The organism is Mesorhizobium sp. WSM4841 (assembly GCF_055811515.1).
Map to the genome: position 1 here is coordinate 129,559 of NZ_JBVVQC010000012.1, position 16,268 is coordinate 145,826.

Consider the following 16,268-nt stretch of genomic DNA (forward strand, 5'->3'; position numbering starts at 1 on the left):
CACGTTGCATCAGTTGAGCGGCAGCCGCCGGTAGCGTCCGGGATTGTTCGGGTCGCTGAAATGGCCCATCGGCCCGTGTTCGGCGAAGTGCCCCGCCCAGCGCTTCATTGCAGCGGGGTCAAGTTCGACGCCAAGTCCGTTGCCCTCCGGCACACGCGCCGTGTTGCCGGTCTGCCGGAAAGGACCGTCCTTGATGACGTCACCGATCTGCCAGCGAAACAGCGATTGCGATGCTTCGGTAATCCACGGCGTCGCCGCCACGACATGCAGATAGGCCGATGTCATGATGCCGAGATCGTTCGAGTAGCACCAAAACCCCTTGCCCATCGCTTCGCAGGCGGCGATGAATTTCAGGGTTTTCGACAAGCCGCCGAGGGCTGCAAAATTGCAGACGAAGTAATCCGGCGCGCCGAGCGCGACCGCCCGTCTGAGATCCGGGATATGCGTGGAGAACGGAATGCGCGAATGCTGGCGCAGCGCCGCCATTTCCTCGAAGGTCGCGACCGGATCCTCGTAATTGCGGATGTTGAACGGCTCGATTTCGCGCAGCACCCAGCGCGCGGTGGTCAGCGACCACTGCATGTTGGAATCGAGTCTGATCTGCGCCTTGTCGCCAAGCGCCTCGCGCAGCATGCGCACGGTCCTGATCTCGAGTTCGGGATCGCCCATGATCAGCTTGCCCTCGAAGATGGTCGAGCCATGCTCCTCGCGCATCTTCAGGCAGTACTCGACGATCGCTTCGGACGTCATCTCGCCACCCGTTCCGCCCTGCGCGGCGCGAAACGAGAAATATTCCGAAAACGGAATGTCCTTGCGCACGGCGCCGCCGAGGACTTTGTAGAGCGGCATGCCGAAGACCTTGCCTCTGATGTCCCACAGCGCCAGTTCGACGGCGCCGAACGCCACCGAGGCGGCATTCTCGCCGGTGTTGGCGGTGATCTGCCAGGGCGGCACGCAGCGCGCCTCGCAGTCGGCGATGTCGAGCGGATCGGCGCCGATCAGCGCCGGCGCGATCTCGGCCTTGATCACCTCGCCGAAATGCCACCACGGCGCCTCGCCCAGTCCGACCACGCCTTCGTCCGTCTCGACCTCGATGATCGATTTTGAGGCGCCGCTATAGAGACCAGCCGTCCACCAGAAGGGGGCATCTAGCGGAACGTTGACATGGGTAACGCGGATGTTGGTGATCTTCATCGGTTCTCACTCGCACTGATACTGACTGAGCGCCCATTCGCCGGTCACCGACAGAAGGTCCGTGATCTTCCAATCGCCGTCGACCTTCCTGAATTTCCACTCCAGCCGGTGCGGATTGCCAGCGACGACGAAGGCGACGACGACCTTGGCTTCGTCGCCCTCGACCGCTTCAATGGTCTTCAGGCTCTTGTCGATCTCGGCCCTGTCATACGCCGCATTGTCGAGCGCCATGTTGGGATCGAGACACTCGCCCTGCCCTGATTTCCGCAGCGCATCGCTCTTGTCGAGCACCGACTTCGCGGGATCGGCGAAGTGACTACGCTCTGCCGGATCGAGCTCAAGCCCGACATGCTCGTAGAACGGTTTCACCACCGCCGTTGGCGAGCCCGGCTGCACCGGGGCGGCCGGGGCCCCATCAGTCGGCAGGGACGCGGCCGGCGCATTTGCGGGCGGCGCGCCGATCAGGCCTTGAGCGGCGGTGCTGCTCAACCCCGCCGCCAGCAGGCACACAGTCGCCAGGGCGCGGGCCATGGCATCACTCCGGAGTCTGACCGGCCAGGCATTCGAGCGCACTCAGCGTCCAGCCGCTGCTCTTCGAGGTAATGTCGGCGATCTTCCATTTGCCGTCGATCTTCTTCAGCGACCAGACCATTTCGCGTTTGGAATCCTCGCCTTCCGGGAAAAGCTTGAAGGTCACCGTCACGCTGGCGCTGTCGCCATCCACCGCTTCAGACAGCTTCAGCGTCTTGGCGACTGTCTTCTCGTCATAGTCCTGCGCGTCGAGACCGGGGGCGAAATCGATGCAAGGCACCTCATCCGGCTTGTTCTTCTGCGCCTGGTCGTTGAGGTCGAACAGCTTGGTCACCGGCTCGGTGAAACGGTCGCGGTATTTCGCGTCGGCCTCGAACTTGACCTCGGGCATGTAGAAGAACTTCACCGCGTTGGATGCCGGCCCGGCCAGGGCGGCCGCAGGCGCTGCGATCGAGAGGGCGGCGGCAAGCACAGTCAGTCTCATCCGATAATCTCCAGGCTTTCGTGGTGGGAACCGTTCAATACCACGAATCCTGCATCCCGGCTTTTTTGCAGCCTATGAAATCCCTTTGGGCGTCAACTCAGGCGCCCTTGGGCGTTAATTCAGGCGTCCAGCCAGACGTTCTGGAGATCCATCTCGAAAGTCTGGTGGACAGCGTAATTCTTCACCTTCTTGTTCATGTGGCTGTACAGCTTCTGCCAGAACGGCTGAATGATGACGCCCGAATCCTGCAGGATCTGCTCGACGTCCTTCATGACCTCGCGGCGCTTCTCCACGTCGATCAGCGAGAGAGCCTGCTTGAGCTTGGCGTCGAAATCGGGATTCGAATACGCCGTCTCATTCCAGGCCTCGCCGGTGCGATAGCCGAGCGCCAACACCTGAACGCCGAGCGGGCGCATGTACCAGATGGTCATGGAATAGGGATATTTCGTCCAGTCGTTCCAGAAGGTCGACCCCGGCAGCACCGTGCGCTTCACCTTGATCCCGGCATCGCGCAGCTGCCCGGCAATCGCGTCGCCGGTGTTCCTTTGCCAATCGTCCTCGACGGTGATCAGTTCATGCTCGAAGTCGGCCTGTCCGGCCTCGGCCATCAGCGCCTTGGCGCCCGCCGCGTCGCGTGTCTTCTTAGGCAGCGGAAAATATTCCGGATGGATCGGGCTGACATGGTGGTTTTCACCTGGGGTGCCCCGCCCGGCGTAGCCAAGTTCGAGCACCGCATTGTTGTCGACGGCCATCTGCAGCGCGTTGCGGACCTTTTGGTCGTCATAAGGTTTGTGCGTGATGTTGGTCCGGGCAACGAGCGTCGTCGCTGTCGCGACCTCCGATTTCACCAGATCCATCTGGTCGAGGATGTCGATGAAGTCGGCGGGTGTCTCGAAATTGACGTCGATTTCGCCCGATTCGAAGGCATTCACCGAAGCATTGAAGTCGGTGCCGTAGTCGATGAATTCGACACTGTCGAGCGGCGCTTCACCGCCCCACCACTTGCCATTCTCACGACGCTTGACGACCGCTTTCTCGCCGACCGAATAAGACACAAGTTCGAAAGGCCCGGTGCCAATCGGCTTGGCGATCGGATCGGCGCCGTCGGCGTCGAATTTGCGATGGACGACGAGCGCCGGATAGTCGGTGAAGTTCGGGATCAGCGAGATGTCCGGTTCGTTCAGCTTCAGCTTGACCGTATTGTCGTCGACCTTGGTGATCGCTCCCTCCCTGGCCTTGCCGGTCTTTGTGTCGATCAGCGCACCGACGCGCGCGGCCATTGAATTGCCGGCGGCATCCTTCCCGCACCAGCGTGTCAGATTGTAGACGACATCATCGGCGTTGAAAGCGTCGCCATTGTTCCAGGTGATGCCCTTGCGCACATGCAGCACATATTCGGTGGCGTCGTCGTTGACGTCCCAGCTCTCGAGCAGGACCGGCTCGAATGTGAATTCGCGCGTATAGCGGACAAGCGGTTCGAGCCAGGTGCGGGTGATGTTTGCCATCTCCACCCAGTCGTAGGTGCGCGGATCCTTCTGCGCCTTCACCGACATCGACACGTGCAGCGTTCCGCCTTTCTTCGGCTCTTCGGCCAACGCCCGTTCCGGCACCGCAAGGCCGATCATACCGTAGGCAAGCGCAGTCGATGCCCCGAAGGCGCTCGCCAGCGCCAGAAACTCGCGCCGGTCCATCCGACCTGCACGCGTCTCTGCCGCCATCGCCTCGATCGCATTCGGCACGCGATCACCGCTGCTTCTGAAGAGTGCCATTTTTTCCTCCCGTCTGGTTCCCGTCAGGTCTTCGCCTGTCCTATTAACTAACGCTGTCGGGCAGCTTCTCCTCGCGCAGCGCGATCAAATCTTCGAGACCATCGGCGATGCCCTCATCGAGCTTCGGCTCCTCATAGTCCGCCAGCATGTTGCGCGCTTTCTCGCGGCCGCGCGTGTCATGGTCCTTTGCCCCTTCGGCCTTCCACTGTTCGTACGAATTGAAGTCCATGATGCTCGGCATGAAGAAGGCGGACTCGAAATGTTCAAGCGTGTGCTGGGTGCCGAGGAAGTGGCCCTGCGGCCCCACCTCGCGGATCGCCGCCATCGCTTCCTTGAAATCGTCGAACGGAAGGCCGCCTGCATATTTGTACCAGCCAACAAGCTGTTCGCAGTCTGTGGCGAATTTTGAATAGCCGCAGGTCAGGCCGGCCTCGAGCCATCCGGCGGAATGCCAGATGTAGTTGGCGCCGGCAAGGATGGCGGCATGCATCAGCATGTTCGCTTCGTAGCCCGCCTGGGCATCGTTCAGCTTCGATCCGACATGGAAGCCCGACGTGCGCCATGGCAGCCGGTATTTCCGCGCCAGTGCCCCCATCAGGTACATCATCTGGGCGGCCTCCGGCGTGCCGCCCATGGGAGCGCCGGTCTTCATGTCGACCGTGACCATGAACTGTCCGTAGATCTGCGGCGAGCCCGGACGCAGGAGCTGCGTGAACGCGACGCCCGCCAGCGCTTCCGCATTGACCTGCGCGACCGCTCCCACCGCCGAGGCCGAAGTCGAGGCGCCGCACAGCGCGAACGGCGCCAGGATCAGCGGCTGGTTGTGACGCGCATAGACCTTCATCGCGTCCAGCATGGTGGCGTCCCATACCAGTGGCGAGTTGCAATTGGTGATCGCGACCAGCACAGGGTTGTCACGGACAAAATCCCCGCCGAACACGATGCCCGCCATCGCCATCGTGTCTTCCGCCCGATCCCTGGACGTCACGATCCCCATGAACGGCTTGTCGGAATGCTTCAGCGCCGAATGAATGATGTGGAGGTGACGCTTCGGCACCGCAATTTCCATCGGCTCGCAGATGATCGAGCTCGACGAGTGCAGCGCTGGCGCCATGTAAGCGAGCTTATGAAAATTCTGAAGGTCGGCGAGCGTGCCATAGCGCCTAACGTTGTCGAGGTCGCGCACGTAAGGCGCCCCGTACATCGGCACGAAGATGGAGTTGCTCCCGCCGACGCGGACCGAGCGCTCAGGGTTGCGCGCATTGAGCGTGAACTCCGGCGGGACTTTCGAGACGAGTTCCATCAAGAGCGCGCGGTCAATGCGGACGCGCGTCTCAGAGACATCGGCTCCGGCGGCCTTCCACAGTGCTATGGCCTCGTCGTCGCGGAACTCGCATCCCACTTGTTCGAGGATGGCGAGTGACTCCTGGTGGATAAGCTCCACCGCCTCGTCCGGAACCATCTGATAGACGGGGATCTGGCGCACCAGAGTCGGAAACGACGCTATGGGTGCGCCCCGCAGCGCCTTGCGCCCCAAGCGGCCGCCGCTGCGGCGGTTGGCGTGTTCGGTCACTTCAACGGCCGGTACGTTCATGGCAACTCCATCCTCCCAGAGCCAGTCAACTTAGCGAGACAAAATACAGCTGTGACGCTGGAAAATCCTGATCTCCTGTATAAGTTCAGCTTATGCGAAGCCTGCGCCACCTGCTGCCGTCCGCCGGCAGCCTGATCGTTTTCGAAGCCGCCGGGCGGCTGTCGAGTTTTACCGCCGCCGGGCGAGAGCTTGGCATGACGCAGGCTGCCGTGTCCTACGCGATCCGCGGGCTTGAAGAGCAGCTCGGCGCGAAACTCTTCCAGCGTCGCCATCGACAAGTCAGCCTGACCGAAGCCGGTGACCGCTTTCACGCCGACGTCTCGCTTGGCCTGTCGCACATCCGCAAATCGGCGGAGGATTTGCGCCTACAGGCGACCGGCGGCCATGTGACGCTTGCCGCGTCGACCGCTTTCGGCTCCTTCTGGATGATGCCGCGCCTGCAGCAGTTCCGCGACGAACTGCCGGGCATTGATCTGCGCATCCAGACCGCCGACCGCGATCTCGACATCATCGCCGAGGGCATCCCGCTCGCTGTGCGCGGTGGCGAGCCCCGGGAATGGCCGGACTATCATTCACTGCCACTGGCCGACGAGGAGATATTCCCCGTCGCCGGCGTGAGCTATGTGGCACGGTTCGGGCTGCCGGAAACCGTCGAGGATCTTCCATCACACCGGCTCATCCATCTCGAAGAACCGTTTCGCGAGGCCGCGAGTTGGGACGAGTGGTTCGCCTCGGCCGGGGTCAACATCACCGATGCCGGGCGCGGCTTGCGCATCAATGATTATGCCTTGGTGATCCAGGCGGTGATGGAAGGGCAAGGCATTGCGCTCGGCTGGGGTCACCTCGCCCAGCGCCTGCTGGCGTCGGGACTGCTCGTGCGCGTCACCGACCACACAATGACGACCGGCAAGGGCTTTCATGTCATCTGGTCGAGAAACCGGGAGCTCAGCGACAATGCTCGCAAGGTGCGGGACTGGCTGGCCGCGCAAGCATGAGGCTCCCATTAATGCTCAATCAACCGTCACGACGATCTTGCCGAATTGCTCGTTCGACTCGAGAAAGCGATGCGCTTCGACGATCTGCTCGAATGAAAAGGTTTTGGCGATTGCCGGCTTTAGCGAACCTGACATCAATCCGTCGAGGATGAACGCCTTGGCAGCTTCCAACTTCACCGGATCGCCAGTGATCTCGTGGACGAGATAGCCGCGCAGCGTCAGCGCCTTGGCCAGCACAGCGAACAGCGGGAACGGCGTCGGCTCGGGGCTCAAGCCGCCATATTCGATGAGAATGCCACCCCGTGCCATCGCCGCCGTCAGAGGCGCGAAAATCGGGCCGCCGACCGCGTCGAACACCACTCGGATGTTGTCCGGACTGGCGATTCCCCTCAGCCGGGCTTCCAGATCTTCGTCCGCTGAAGCGACGACATGGGCCGCGCCGAACTTGAGCAGGGCCTCTCTCTTGGCAGATGTCCGCGTGACCGCGATCGCGGTCGCACCAACGATGTTGGCAATCTGGATCGCGGCAAGTCCGACACTGCTCGATGCTGCGGTAATGACGACAAAGTCGTCTCTGCTGAGCTTGGCAATGTCGATCAGTGCACCATAGGCGGTGAGATATTGCATCCAGCCGGCTGCCGCCTCTTCCCAGCTGAGCGATGGCGGATGTTTGACCACGAGCTCGGCGGGATATGTGGCAATCTCACCATAGGCGGGCCAGCGGGCCATCGATAGTGGCGGCACGACGCTGACGGCGTCACCTGGCGCAAAACCGTGCACGGCTTCGCCGACCGCTTCGACGACACCCGCTGCCTCAAGGCCAAGACCGGAAGGCAACGGCGGCGTCTGGATATAAGTGCCCGAACGCAGCAGCGCCTCGGCCCGGTTGAGACCCAATGCCTTGACCCGGATCTGAATCTCGCCCTGACCGAGCGCGGGAATATCGAGATTCTCGATGCGCAGAACCTCGGGACCACCATGCTCATGAAAGCGGACAACACGTGCCATGCGGTCATAACTCCAAAATATTTGAACCGAATACGCTATGCCAGCGGCCATCCGGCAGATAAATGGTTGCTTGGGCAAGACAGTAGAAACTGGGAGTTTTGAATATGGATCGCCTTACGAGCATGGCCGTGTTCGTCAAAACCGTCGATCTCGGCTCGTTCGCGGCGACTGCTGCCGCTCTCGACCTGTCCGGACCGATGGTCGGCAAGCATGTCCGGTTTCTCGAGGAGCGTCTGGGCGTGCGCCTCATCAACCGGACCACACGCCGCCAGAGCCTGACCGACTTCGGGCGCGCCTACTATGAGCGCTGCCGGATGGTACTCGCTGAAGCCGAAGCTGCGGATGCACTCGCGGCCGATCAACTTTCCGAACCACGCGGAAAGCTGCGCGTCATCATGCCCGTGCACTTCGGCCGGCGCTGCGTTGCCCCGATCCTGCTGGAGCTTGCGCAGCGATATCCCGCTCTGGAACTCGACCTGTCGTTCAGCGATCCCATCGCCGATCTTGCAGAGGATGGCTGCGATCTTGCCATCCGGACCGGCAATCTGGAGGATCAGGCCAGCGTGATGGCGCGTCGCGTCGCGCGCCAGCGCATGGTCGTCTGCGCGTCGCCATCCTATCTCGAGATGCATGGGTTGCCACGGCAGATAGAGGATCTCGGCAGCCACCAGACCATCATCTACCGCCGTTCGGGCCGTGTCGTTCAACCGTGGTTGTTCCCGCGTCACGGCCAGCCTGCGCTGGAAGTCATGCCGGTCAGCCGGTTGCGGTTCGACGACCTCGCTGCGATTGCCGATGCTGCGGCAGCCGGCATGGGGCTTGCCTGGCTGCCATACTGGCTGGTCCGTGAGCGCATTCAGGCCGGCGCACTTGTCCCGCTGTTTTCGGACCAGTCGGGATTTCTTTACGACGCCTATGCGCTCTGGCTGCAGACGCCTCACTTGCCGCTGAAGGTTCGCCTTGCCGTCGACGCGCTGGCAGCGGCACTGCCCAGGCTGATGACGTGAAATGCAGGAGCACGGTGAGCGGCGCGGATTCCTGAATTCGCCCCTCCCGCATGGGCGACGAATCCGCGTATAGTACCCCCATGCCCATCCGCCAGCTTTCCGAAACGATGATCAACCAGATCGCCGCCGGCGAAGTCATCGAGCGTCCGGCAAGCGTGGTCAAGGAACTGGTCGAGAACGCACTCGACGCCGGCGCTGCCAGAATAGAGATCGTCACCGCCGGCGGCGGGCTCAACCTGATCCGCGTCACCGATGACGGCTCGGGCATCCCGGAGAAGGAACTGGCGCTGGCGATCGCGCGCCACTGCACCTCGAAGCTCGCCGACAACATCCACGACATCCGCTCGCTCGGCTTTCGCGGCGAGGCGCTGCCGTCGATCGGCTCGGTGGCGCGGCTGTCGATCCGCTCGCGCACGGCCAACGGCGACAGCGCCGCCGAGATCGGCATCGAAGGCGGCCGCGTATCTGCCGTCAAGCCGGCGGCCGCCAATCGCGGCACAACGGTCGAGGTGCGCGACCTGTTCTTCGCCACGCCGGCGCGGCTCAAATTCATGAAGGGCGAGCGCGCCGAAAGCTCGGCGACCAGCGACGTGATCAAGCGCATCGCCATCGCCTTCCCCGCCGTGCGCTTCACGCTGGCCGGTTCCGACCGCTCGACGCTGGAACTGCCGGCGACCGACGACAGTGCGGAAGGCCGGCTGCGCCGCGTTGCGCAAGTGATGGGCGCCGACTTTCCGGCCAATGCCATCGCTATCGACGCCGTGCGTGACGGTGTGCATCTCGCCGGCCACGTCTCGATCCCGTCCTTCAGCCGCGCCAATGCGCTGCAGCAATACGCCTATGTCAACGGCCGGCCGGTGCGCGACAAATTGATCGCCGGCGCCATCCGCGGCGCCTTCGCCGACGTGCTGCCGCGCGATCGCCATGCGGTGACGGTGCTGTTCCTGACGCTCGATCCGGCCATCGTCGACGTCAATGTCCATCCGGCCAAGGCCGATGTCCGCTTCCGCGATCCGGGGCTGGTGCGCGGACTGATCGTCGGCGCCATCCGCGAGGCGCTGGCCAATGCCGGCATCCGTGCCGCCACATCAGGGGCGGCCGGCATGATGGCGGCGTTCCGGCCGGGCGCAGCGTCCTATGCGCATGCCGGTCCAGCCAACGGCCATCGCAGCTATGAGGCCGCCTACCGTGCCTCCGGCTTCGCCGGTTTCGATCCGGCCCGCTCGCCGCAGCGGCCGCTGGACATGGGCTTGGAAGGCGGGGGATTTGAAGACACGGAACCAGGAAACGGCGGCTTCGGCGAAAACGATCAGGTGGCGTTCGACGCCGGACCGCTTCACAGCGCCGACGCGCGTGCCGGACAGACTGAGGCGGCGGATGCGCTGCTCGGCATGGCGCTGGGTGCCGCACGCGCGCAGGTGCATGAGAACTACATTGTCGCGCAGACCAGGGATTCGCTGGTCATCGTCGACCAGCATGCGGCGCATGAGCGGCTGGTCTACGAGGCGCTGAAGAACGCGCTGCATGCGCGCGCCGTGCCGTCGCAGATGCTGCTTTTGCCCGAGATCGTCGATCTGCCGGAAGAGGATGCCGAGCGGCTTGCCTTGCATTCCGAAACGCTGGCCCGCTTCGGCCTCGGCATAGAGCGTTTCGGCCCGGGTGCTGTCGCCGTGCGCGAGACGCCGTCGATGCTCGGCGAAACCAATGTCCAGCAGTTGGTGCGCGACCTTGCCGACGAGATCGCCGACAACGACACGGTCGACACGCTGAAAGAGCGGCTGGACAGGATAGCCGCGACCATGGCCTGCCACGGCTCGGTGCGTTCCGGCCGCCTGCTCAAGGCAGAGGAGATGAACGCACTGCTGCGCCAGATGGAAGCGACGCCGGGGTCCGGCACCTGCAACCACGGCCGCCCGACCTATATCGAGCTCAAGCTTGCTGATATCGAGCGGCTGTTTGGCAGGCGGTAAGCAGGCGCAGGGCGTAGACCCCACCCGGACCTTCGGTCCGACCTCCCCACAAGGGGGAGGTAGGGAGCTTGGCCGCGGACGTCTCGCGAGGAGCTTACCCTCCCCCTTGTGGGGAGGGTCGCTGCGGAGCAGCGGGGTGGGGGTCCGAAAAGAGCCGCTGTATAGCGGCTCTTTTCGAGTCAAGAGACGGCCCACCCTCTGATTTACCTCTTCAAATTCACCACAATCACGCCGCCCAGCGCCAGTGCGCCACCGAGAATGCCGAGCAGCGTCGGCACCTCGCCCAGCCAGAAGAAGCCGATCAGCGTCGCCACCGGCGAAACCAGATAGAGGAAGTTCGAGGCGCGCGCCGCCGGCAGCCGCGAAAGCGCCGTCGCCCAGGCGGCGTAGGCGATGAGGCTCGGCACGATGCCGAGAAAGATGACGGCGCCGAGACCGGCGTTGTCGGCAACCGCCGCCTGCGCCAGGCCGCTCGGCAGGAAAGGCAACAGGCAGAGCGCGCCGAGCACCATGTTCGAGGCCGAAATGGTCAGCGGATGATGGCTGGCAAACAACGGCTTTTGCACGATGGTGTTGACGGCCGAGCACAGCGCCGAGCCGAGGACCAGCAGCGCACCATTGTCGAAGTGAAGCCCCTGCCCTTCGCCCATGGCGATGATGCCGATGCCGGCGAAGGACAGGAACGTTCCAGCCCAGGCCAGGCCTGAGAAGCGTTCGCCGAGCAGCGCCATCGCCATGATCGCGGTGAAGATCGGGCTGACGTTGATGATGAAGCCGGCAGCACCAGCCGAAACGGTCAGTTCGCCGAAATTGAGCATTACCGTGTACAGCGCAACGAAGACGGCGCCGCCGAACCCGAAGCGCGACAATTCATCGAGCCGGGGCAGCGCCGGCCGCTTGACGGCGAGGAAGATCGCCGCCGGTACCGCCGCGATGGCGAAGCGCAGCGCGCCGAGTTCCAGCGGCCCGAAAGCGACGAGGCCGGCACGGATCGCCGGAAAGGCGGAGGCCCAGCCGACCACTGTCAACGCCACCGCAATGGCCGCCGTGGTATCTATCCGCTGTGTCGTATTCAACGTGCCGGTACAGGCGTTCATTTCATTATTCCCACGTTTCATGTCCTCAAACACACGAAACGCCTTTCCTGATCGGTTGACAAACGACCAAATCGAGGGTCAGCTGTGACTATGGATCACAGCTCGGACGCAATACTGCCGCTCGAAACCCTGCGCGCCTTCGACGCCGCAGCGCGGACGGGCAGCTTTTCGGCGGCTGCCGAAAAACTCAACATCACCCATGGCGCCGTCAGCCGGCAGATCGCCAAGCTCGAGGACTGGCTCGGGCTGAAAGTGTTCGATCGCGGCTCGCGTGGGGTGTCGCTAACGATCGAAGGCAACCGCCTGCATCTGCGCACCACTGAGGCCTTCGCGCTGATATCCAGCAATTCGGACCGCTGGGTCGAACCGCGCGGCACCGCCGTGGTGCGGCTGACCTCGATCCCTTCGGTCAGCGGGCTGTGGCTGATGCCGCGCATGGCGGCGCTGGAAAACAATCCGTCCAGGCTGCGCATCGTACTCGATGTCGACATCCGTCAGGCTGACCTTGCCGATGACGGCATCGATCTGTCGATCCGCTGCGGACGCGGCCGCATTCCCGGCCGCGTCTCGGTGCAGCTTTTCGAAGAACATGTGTTTCCGGTCGCCTCGCCGGACCTCGCCCGCGAGATCGGCCGTGGCGACCCTGCCCGGCTGCTCAAATTCCCGCTGATCAACGATTCCGACGCCTCGGCCTGGCGCGCCTGGTTTGCCGCCCAGGACATGGACTATCGCCCGCGTCCGCAGGACCGCCGCTTCGAGGACTACAATCTGGTGCTCGACGCCGCAGCCCATGGTCTCGGCATCGCGCTGGCGCGGCCGCCGATGATCGAGCATCAACTGAAGTCAGGCCGCATCGTCGCTGTGGACGACCGCATCGTTCTCAGCCCGATATCCTACTGGCTCGACCGCCCTACAGGGCGACCGCGCGCTGCCGCCGCCGAGCTTGCCCGGCGCATCGCGGCCCAGGCCGGGCTGGCGGCGGAAAAGATCGAGGAGTTCATCGTAGCCGAGCAGTAGGATGCCGGACATCCGCTTTGCCGGCTTGCTCGGCTGGTTGTCGTCTGAAACAGAGCCGACCAAAGCCAATCTTGTCTCGCTCCAAGCTTGACCTTGCCGGCATTTTGTGGCGATGACATCGTCATGAACCTTGGCTCCATGTCATGATGAACCGCTTCGAAGGCCCCGGCGGCAAGGAAGCCCGTATCCGCTACCTGGACGGCGACTTTCAGGTGACCAGCCCCGGCGCCTTCGTGCGCTGCGCGGTCACCGGCGAAAGCATCCCGCTCGATGACCTCAAATACTGGAGCGTCGCCAGGCAGGAGCCCTATGTGAGTGCCGCGGCCTCGCTGCGCCGCGAGATCGAGGCACATCCCGAAATGCGCAGCCGGCGCTAAACCGGTTGCGCAGAATGAGACCCGATCTGTAGCGATCCTGTCCCGCCAGCATTCCGCAAAAGGTTCTGCCGTCGCGACGCCGAAGGCCTTTCAGCCCTGCAGCTTGCGCTGCCGCCAGGCATCCAGCGTCTCGTCGATGATGCGTTCGGGCACGTGGGCGGGATCGAACACGGTGTCGATCTCCAGCACATCGAGCTGTCCGAGGAAATCGGCGGGCACGGCATCATGGCGCAGCCGGGCGGCGTCCTTGGCGGTGGTGATCAGCCCAAGTCCGGCACCTCGCGCTGTCGTTGCCAGTTCGGCAAGCTCGTCCTCGCCATAAAAATGATGGTCCGGAAACGACCGGGTCAGCGCAACCTCGCCGCCGGCCTCACGGACCGTGTCGAAGAATTTCTCGGGATGGCCGATGCCGGCAAAGGCGAGAAATCGCTTGCCGGCCAGCCCCGCCTTGCTGCTTGGCCGTGTACGCGCCTCGAAGATCGGCCGGCCGGCACGCGCCGCCTGGCGGACGACCGCATCGGCAGCAAGGCCCTCGCCCATCTTCAGCAGCGCGCTGGTGAAAACCAGTTGGTCGACGATGCCAGCCCTGAGCGGACCGCCAGGAATGACGCGGCCGTTGCCGAGGCCGTAGCGCGCATCGACGACGACCAGCGCGTAATCGATGTGGATGCGTGCGCTCTGAAAGCCGTCATCCATGATCAGGAAATCACAGCCATGCTTTTCCAGCAGAAGGCGCGCGCCGGCGGCTCGGTTCGGCGTCACCGCGACCGGCGCGTGTTCGGCCAAAAGCAGCGGCTCGTCGCCGACATGCTTGGCGGCGTCATGATGCGGATCGACGACATGCGGCTGCGCGAAGGAGCCGCCATGGCCGCGCGACAGGAAACCGGGGTTGAGCTGCATGCGCCTGGCCTGTCCGGCCAGCGCGATCGCCACCGGCGTCTTGCCGGTGCCGCCGACGGTGAAGTTGCCGACGCACAGCACCGGCGCCTCGATCTTCTCGCGCGCCGCCGAGCGCATGCGGCGGCCGGCAACGAGCGCATAGATCGCCGACAGCGGCGCCAGCGCCAGCGCCCGCCAGTCCGGTTCTTCCCACCAGAAGGGGGGCGCTTCGCTGGCCATCTTAGCGGCCGTTGGCGCCCTTGAGGCGCGACTTGACGACCAACGGCTGAATGTAAGGTTCGAGCGACTTCAAGGTGACCGCCAGCGCGCCGCGCATCTCGTCGACGGTCGCCGCGCCGGCCGCCATCATCTCATGGCGGGCCACCTCGTTGCTCAACAGGAAATTGACGGCGCCGGCCAGCATGTCGCGGTCGCGCACCAGCTTGGCGCCGCCGCTGTCGAGCAGGCGCTGATAGGTCTCACGAAAATTCTGGACATTGCGGCCGGCCAGCACCGCCGTGTCGAGCATGGCCGGCTCCAGCGGGTTCTGGCCGCCCTCCGAGGTGAGCGAACGGCCAACGAAGGCGATCTCTGTCAGCCGGAGATAAAGCCCCATCTCGCCCATCGTGTCGCCGAGCAGAATGTCCGTATCGACGGTGATCCGGTCGCCCTTGCTGCGCCGCGCGACTTTCAGGCCCATGCCGGAAATCTGCGCGGCCAGCGCTTCGGCGCGATCGGGATGGCGCGGCACGACGATCGTCAAAAGACCGTGGTGACGCTTGTGCAGCATCGCGTGAACCTCGGCAGCGACCACCTCCTCGCCGTCATGGGTCGAGATCGCCGCCCAAGTCGGGCGGGCGCCGAGCTGGCGCTTCAGCGTGTACAGCGCCCTTTCATCGGCCGGCGGCGGCATGGTGTCGACCTTGAGATTGCCGGATACGGTGACCGGCCGGGCGCCGAGCGAGAGGAAGCGCTCGCCGTCGACATCCGACTGGGCGACGACATGAGCGAGATTCTCGAACAGCGCCTCGGCGATGTTGGCGCGCTTCTTCCAGGATTTGAACGAACGGTCGGATAGCCTGCCATTGACCAGCACCTGCGGCACACGGCGCGCGCCGAGCTCCAGGATGGTCATCGGCCAGATTTCCGATTCGGCGATGATCGCCAGGTCCGGCCGCCAATGGTCGAGGAAGCGGCTGACCGCCGGCTTGAGGTCGAGCGGCACATATTGGTGGATGATGCGGTCGCCGAGCCGTTCGTCGGCAACCTGAGCGGAGGTGACAGTCCCCGTCGTCAGCACGATGTTGACGCCGTAGTCGAGAATGCTCTCGACCAGCGGCACGACGGCGATCGTCTCGCCGACGCTCGCCGCATGGATCCAGATCACCGGCCCGTCGGGGCGCTCGCGCCCGGCGATGCCATAGCGCTCGCGCCGGCGAATTCGGTCTTCCTTGCCCCTGGAGGTGCGCCAGGCGACATAGGGCCCGATCAGCGGGTAGGCGGCTGCGCCTGCGAAACGATACGCCGTCAGGAAGGTGCGCGCCCAGCGCTCGCTCATTTCGAGCCATCCACGAGGCGGTAGGCCTCGGCGGTCGCGGCGTTGAGCGCGGCCGTGACCTCCTGGCGCTTGCGTTCCATTTCGGCCTCATCGGCATTGGCCGGAACGAACACCGGCGTCCCCAGGACGATCGAGGCGCGGCCGAACGGCAGGTTGATCGTGGTCTTGTCCCAGCTGCGCTCCAGCACCTTGCGGCGGCTGGTGGCGATGGCGGCGGGCAGGATCGGCCGGCCCGAAAGCCGCGCCAGGAGAACGATGCCAAGTCCCGCGTCGCGCGGCGTGCCATGCGGAATGTCAGCGATCATGGCGACGTTCTTGCCGGTGGCGAGTGACTTTTTCAGGGCAATCAGCGCTTTGGCGCCGCCCTTGTCGCGACGCTTCGAGCTTTCGCGTCCGCCCGAGCCGCGCACCGCCTCGATGCCGAATTTCTCGATCATCAGTGCGTTGAGCTCGGCATCGGCACTACGCGATACCATGGCGACCAGCGGCCGTCCCCTGGGATAGTAGGCCGGAGTCAGAAGGTGCTGGCCGTGCCACAGGGCTATGATGCCGGGTTCGAACTCCGAGTAGGCGCCGCCCGACATCTGCGCCGATCCGTCGACAACACGGTTGGTCAGGCGGACGAGGCGAACGAACTGCGCAAACAGGCTGGCGATGGCGTTCTTGACGAATCGCGATTGCGCCAGCGGTTCGCGTATTTTGCGCCAGAATGTCTTCGAGGTGCCACCGCGGCGCCCGCTGACCGCGGACCTCGTGGTCGGCCCTTTCACGCCTTCATGATCCATCAA

General features: G+C 64.1%; 15 protein-coding genes. 5 read left to right on the top strand and 10 right to left on the bottom strand.

Annotation, left to right across the window (positions count from 1 at the left end; genetic code table 11):
* Positions 1 to 9: 9 nt before the first annotated feature.
* The 5 genes from AC0L14_RS16745 to AC0L14_RS16765 all read right to left on the bottom strand — a co-directional run bounded on the left by AC0L14_RS16745 (position 10) and on the right by AC0L14_RS16765 (position 5,572).
* The gene (locus tag AC0L14_RS16745; protein WP_473528813.1) at positions 10 to 1,194 is read right to left on the bottom strand and encodes a mandelate racemase/muconate lactonizing enzyme family protein; all 1,185 of its coding nucleotides are present in this window, start codon (positions 1,192 to 1,194) and stop codon (positions 10 to 12) included.
* Positions 1,195 to 1,200: 6 nt separating this feature from the next.
* Positions 1,201 to 1,725, bottom strand: coding sequence for a hypothetical protein (locus tag AC0L14_RS16750; RefSeq protein WP_473750149.1), 525 nt, complete (start codon positions 1,723 to 1,725; stop codon positions 1,201 to 1,203).
* A gap of 4 nt (positions 1,726 to 1,729) precedes the next feature.
* Positions 1,730 to 2,209 carry a DUF3828 domain-containing protein gene (locus tag AC0L14_RS16755; protein WP_473528815.1) on the bottom strand — a complete coding sequence of 160 codons (480 nt, stop codon included), beginning with the start codon at positions 2,207 to 2,209 and terminating at the stop codon, positions 1,730 to 1,732.
* A 119-nt stretch (positions 2,210 to 2,328) separates the two neighbouring features.
* Complete coding sequence (locus tag AC0L14_RS16760) at positions 2,329 to 3,978, bottom strand: ABC transporter substrate-binding protein (RefSeq protein WP_473750150.1); 1,650 nt, start codon at positions 3,976 to 3,978, stop codon at positions 2,329 to 2,331.
* A gap of 43 nt (positions 3,979 to 4,021) precedes the next feature.
* A complete protein-coding gene (locus tag AC0L14_RS16765; RefSeq protein ID WP_473750151.1) occupies positions 4,022 to 5,572 on the bottom strand; it encodes a trimethylamine methyltransferase family protein in 1,551 nt (516 codons plus the stop codon).
* 92 nt (positions 5,573 to 5,664) lie between these two features.
* Between AC0L14_RS16765 and AC0L14_RS16770 the strand changes: the two genes are divergently transcribed.
* Positions 5,665 to 6,567, top strand: coding sequence for a LysR substrate-binding domain-containing protein (locus AC0L14_RS16770; protein WP_473750152.1), 903 nt, complete (start codon positions 5,665 to 5,667; stop codon positions 6,565 to 6,567).
* A 15-nt stretch (positions 6,568 to 6,582) separates the two neighbouring features.
* Here the strand turns inward: AC0L14_RS16770 and AC0L14_RS16775 are convergent, their stop codons facing one another.
* Positions 6,583 to 7,575: a zinc-dependent alcohol dehydrogenase family protein gene (locus AC0L14_RS16775; RefSeq protein ID WP_473750153.1), complete on the bottom strand. Its 993-nt coding sequence runs from the start codon at positions 7,573 to 7,575 to the stop codon at positions 6,583 to 6,585.
* 104 nt (positions 7,576 to 7,679) lie between these two features.
* On the opposite strand from AC0L14_RS16775, the gene AC0L14_RS16780 reads away from it, so the two are divergent.
* Complete coding sequence (locus AC0L14_RS16780; RefSeq protein ID WP_473750154.1) at positions 7,680 to 8,582, top strand: LysR family transcriptional regulator; 903 nt, start codon at positions 7,680 to 7,682, stop codon at positions 8,580 to 8,582.
* A gap of 80 nt (positions 8,583 to 8,662) precedes the next feature.
* The gene (gene mutL, locus AC0L14_RS16785; protein ID WP_473750155.1) at positions 8,663 to 10,552 is read left to right on the top strand and encodes a DNA mismatch repair endonuclease MutL; all 1,890 of its coding nucleotides are present in this window, start codon (positions 8,663 to 8,665) and stop codon (positions 10,550 to 10,552) included.
* A 203-nt stretch (positions 10,553 to 10,755) separates the two neighbouring features.
* Here the strand turns inward: mutL and AC0L14_RS16790 are convergent, their stop codons facing one another.
* Positions 10,756 to 11,649: a DMT family transporter gene (locus AC0L14_RS16790; RefSeq protein WP_473750156.1), complete on the bottom strand. Its 894-nt coding sequence runs from the start codon at positions 11,647 to 11,649 to the stop codon at positions 10,756 to 10,758.
* A 90-nt stretch (positions 11,650 to 11,739) separates the two neighbouring features.
* Here AC0L14_RS16790 and AC0L14_RS16795 point away from each other — a divergent pair, with 90 nt between their 5' ends.
* Together AC0L14_RS16795 and AC0L14_RS16800 are read left to right on the top strand one after the other, a co-directional pair.
* Positions 11,740 to 12,666, top strand: a complete 927-nt coding sequence (locus AC0L14_RS16795; RefSeq protein ID WP_473750157.1) for a LysR substrate-binding domain-containing protein — start codon at positions 11,740 to 11,742, stop codon at positions 12,664 to 12,666.
* A 143-nt stretch (positions 12,667 to 12,809) separates the two neighbouring features.
* A complete protein-coding gene (locus tag AC0L14_RS16800; protein ID WP_473750158.1) occupies positions 12,810 to 13,043 on the top strand; it encodes a DUF2093 domain-containing protein in 234 nt (77 codons plus the stop codon).
* 90 nt (positions 13,044 to 13,133) lie between these two features.
* Here AC0L14_RS16800 and lpxK read toward each other — a convergent pair whose 3' ends face one another.
* Genes lpxK through AC0L14_RS16815 form a run of 3 tightly spaced genes read right to left on the bottom strand, consistent with a single transcriptional unit; the run spans position 13,134 to position 16,265 of the window.
* The gene (gene lpxK, locus AC0L14_RS16805; protein ID WP_473750159.1) at positions 13,134 to 14,162 is read right to left on the bottom strand and encodes a tetraacyldisaccharide 4'-kinase; all 1,029 of its coding nucleotides are present in this window, start codon (positions 14,160 to 14,162) and stop codon (positions 13,134 to 13,136) included.
* A gap of 1 nt (position 14,163) precedes the next feature.
* On the bottom strand, positions 14,164 to 15,480 hold the full coding sequence (gene waaA / locus AC0L14_RS16810) for a lipid IV(A) 3-deoxy-D-manno-octulosonic acid transferase (RefSeq protein WP_473528823.1): 1,317 nt from the start codon (positions 15,478 to 15,480) through the stop codon (positions 14,164 to 14,166).
* Complete coding sequence (locus tag AC0L14_RS16815) at positions 15,477 to 16,265, bottom strand: lysophospholipid acyltransferase family protein (protein ID WP_473750160.1); 789 nt, start codon at positions 16,263 to 16,265, stop codon at positions 15,477 to 15,479. The genes waaA and AC0L14_RS16815 overlap by 4 nt, the downstream gene beginning before the upstream one ends.
* Positions 16,266 to 16,268 lie beyond the last annotated feature (3 nt).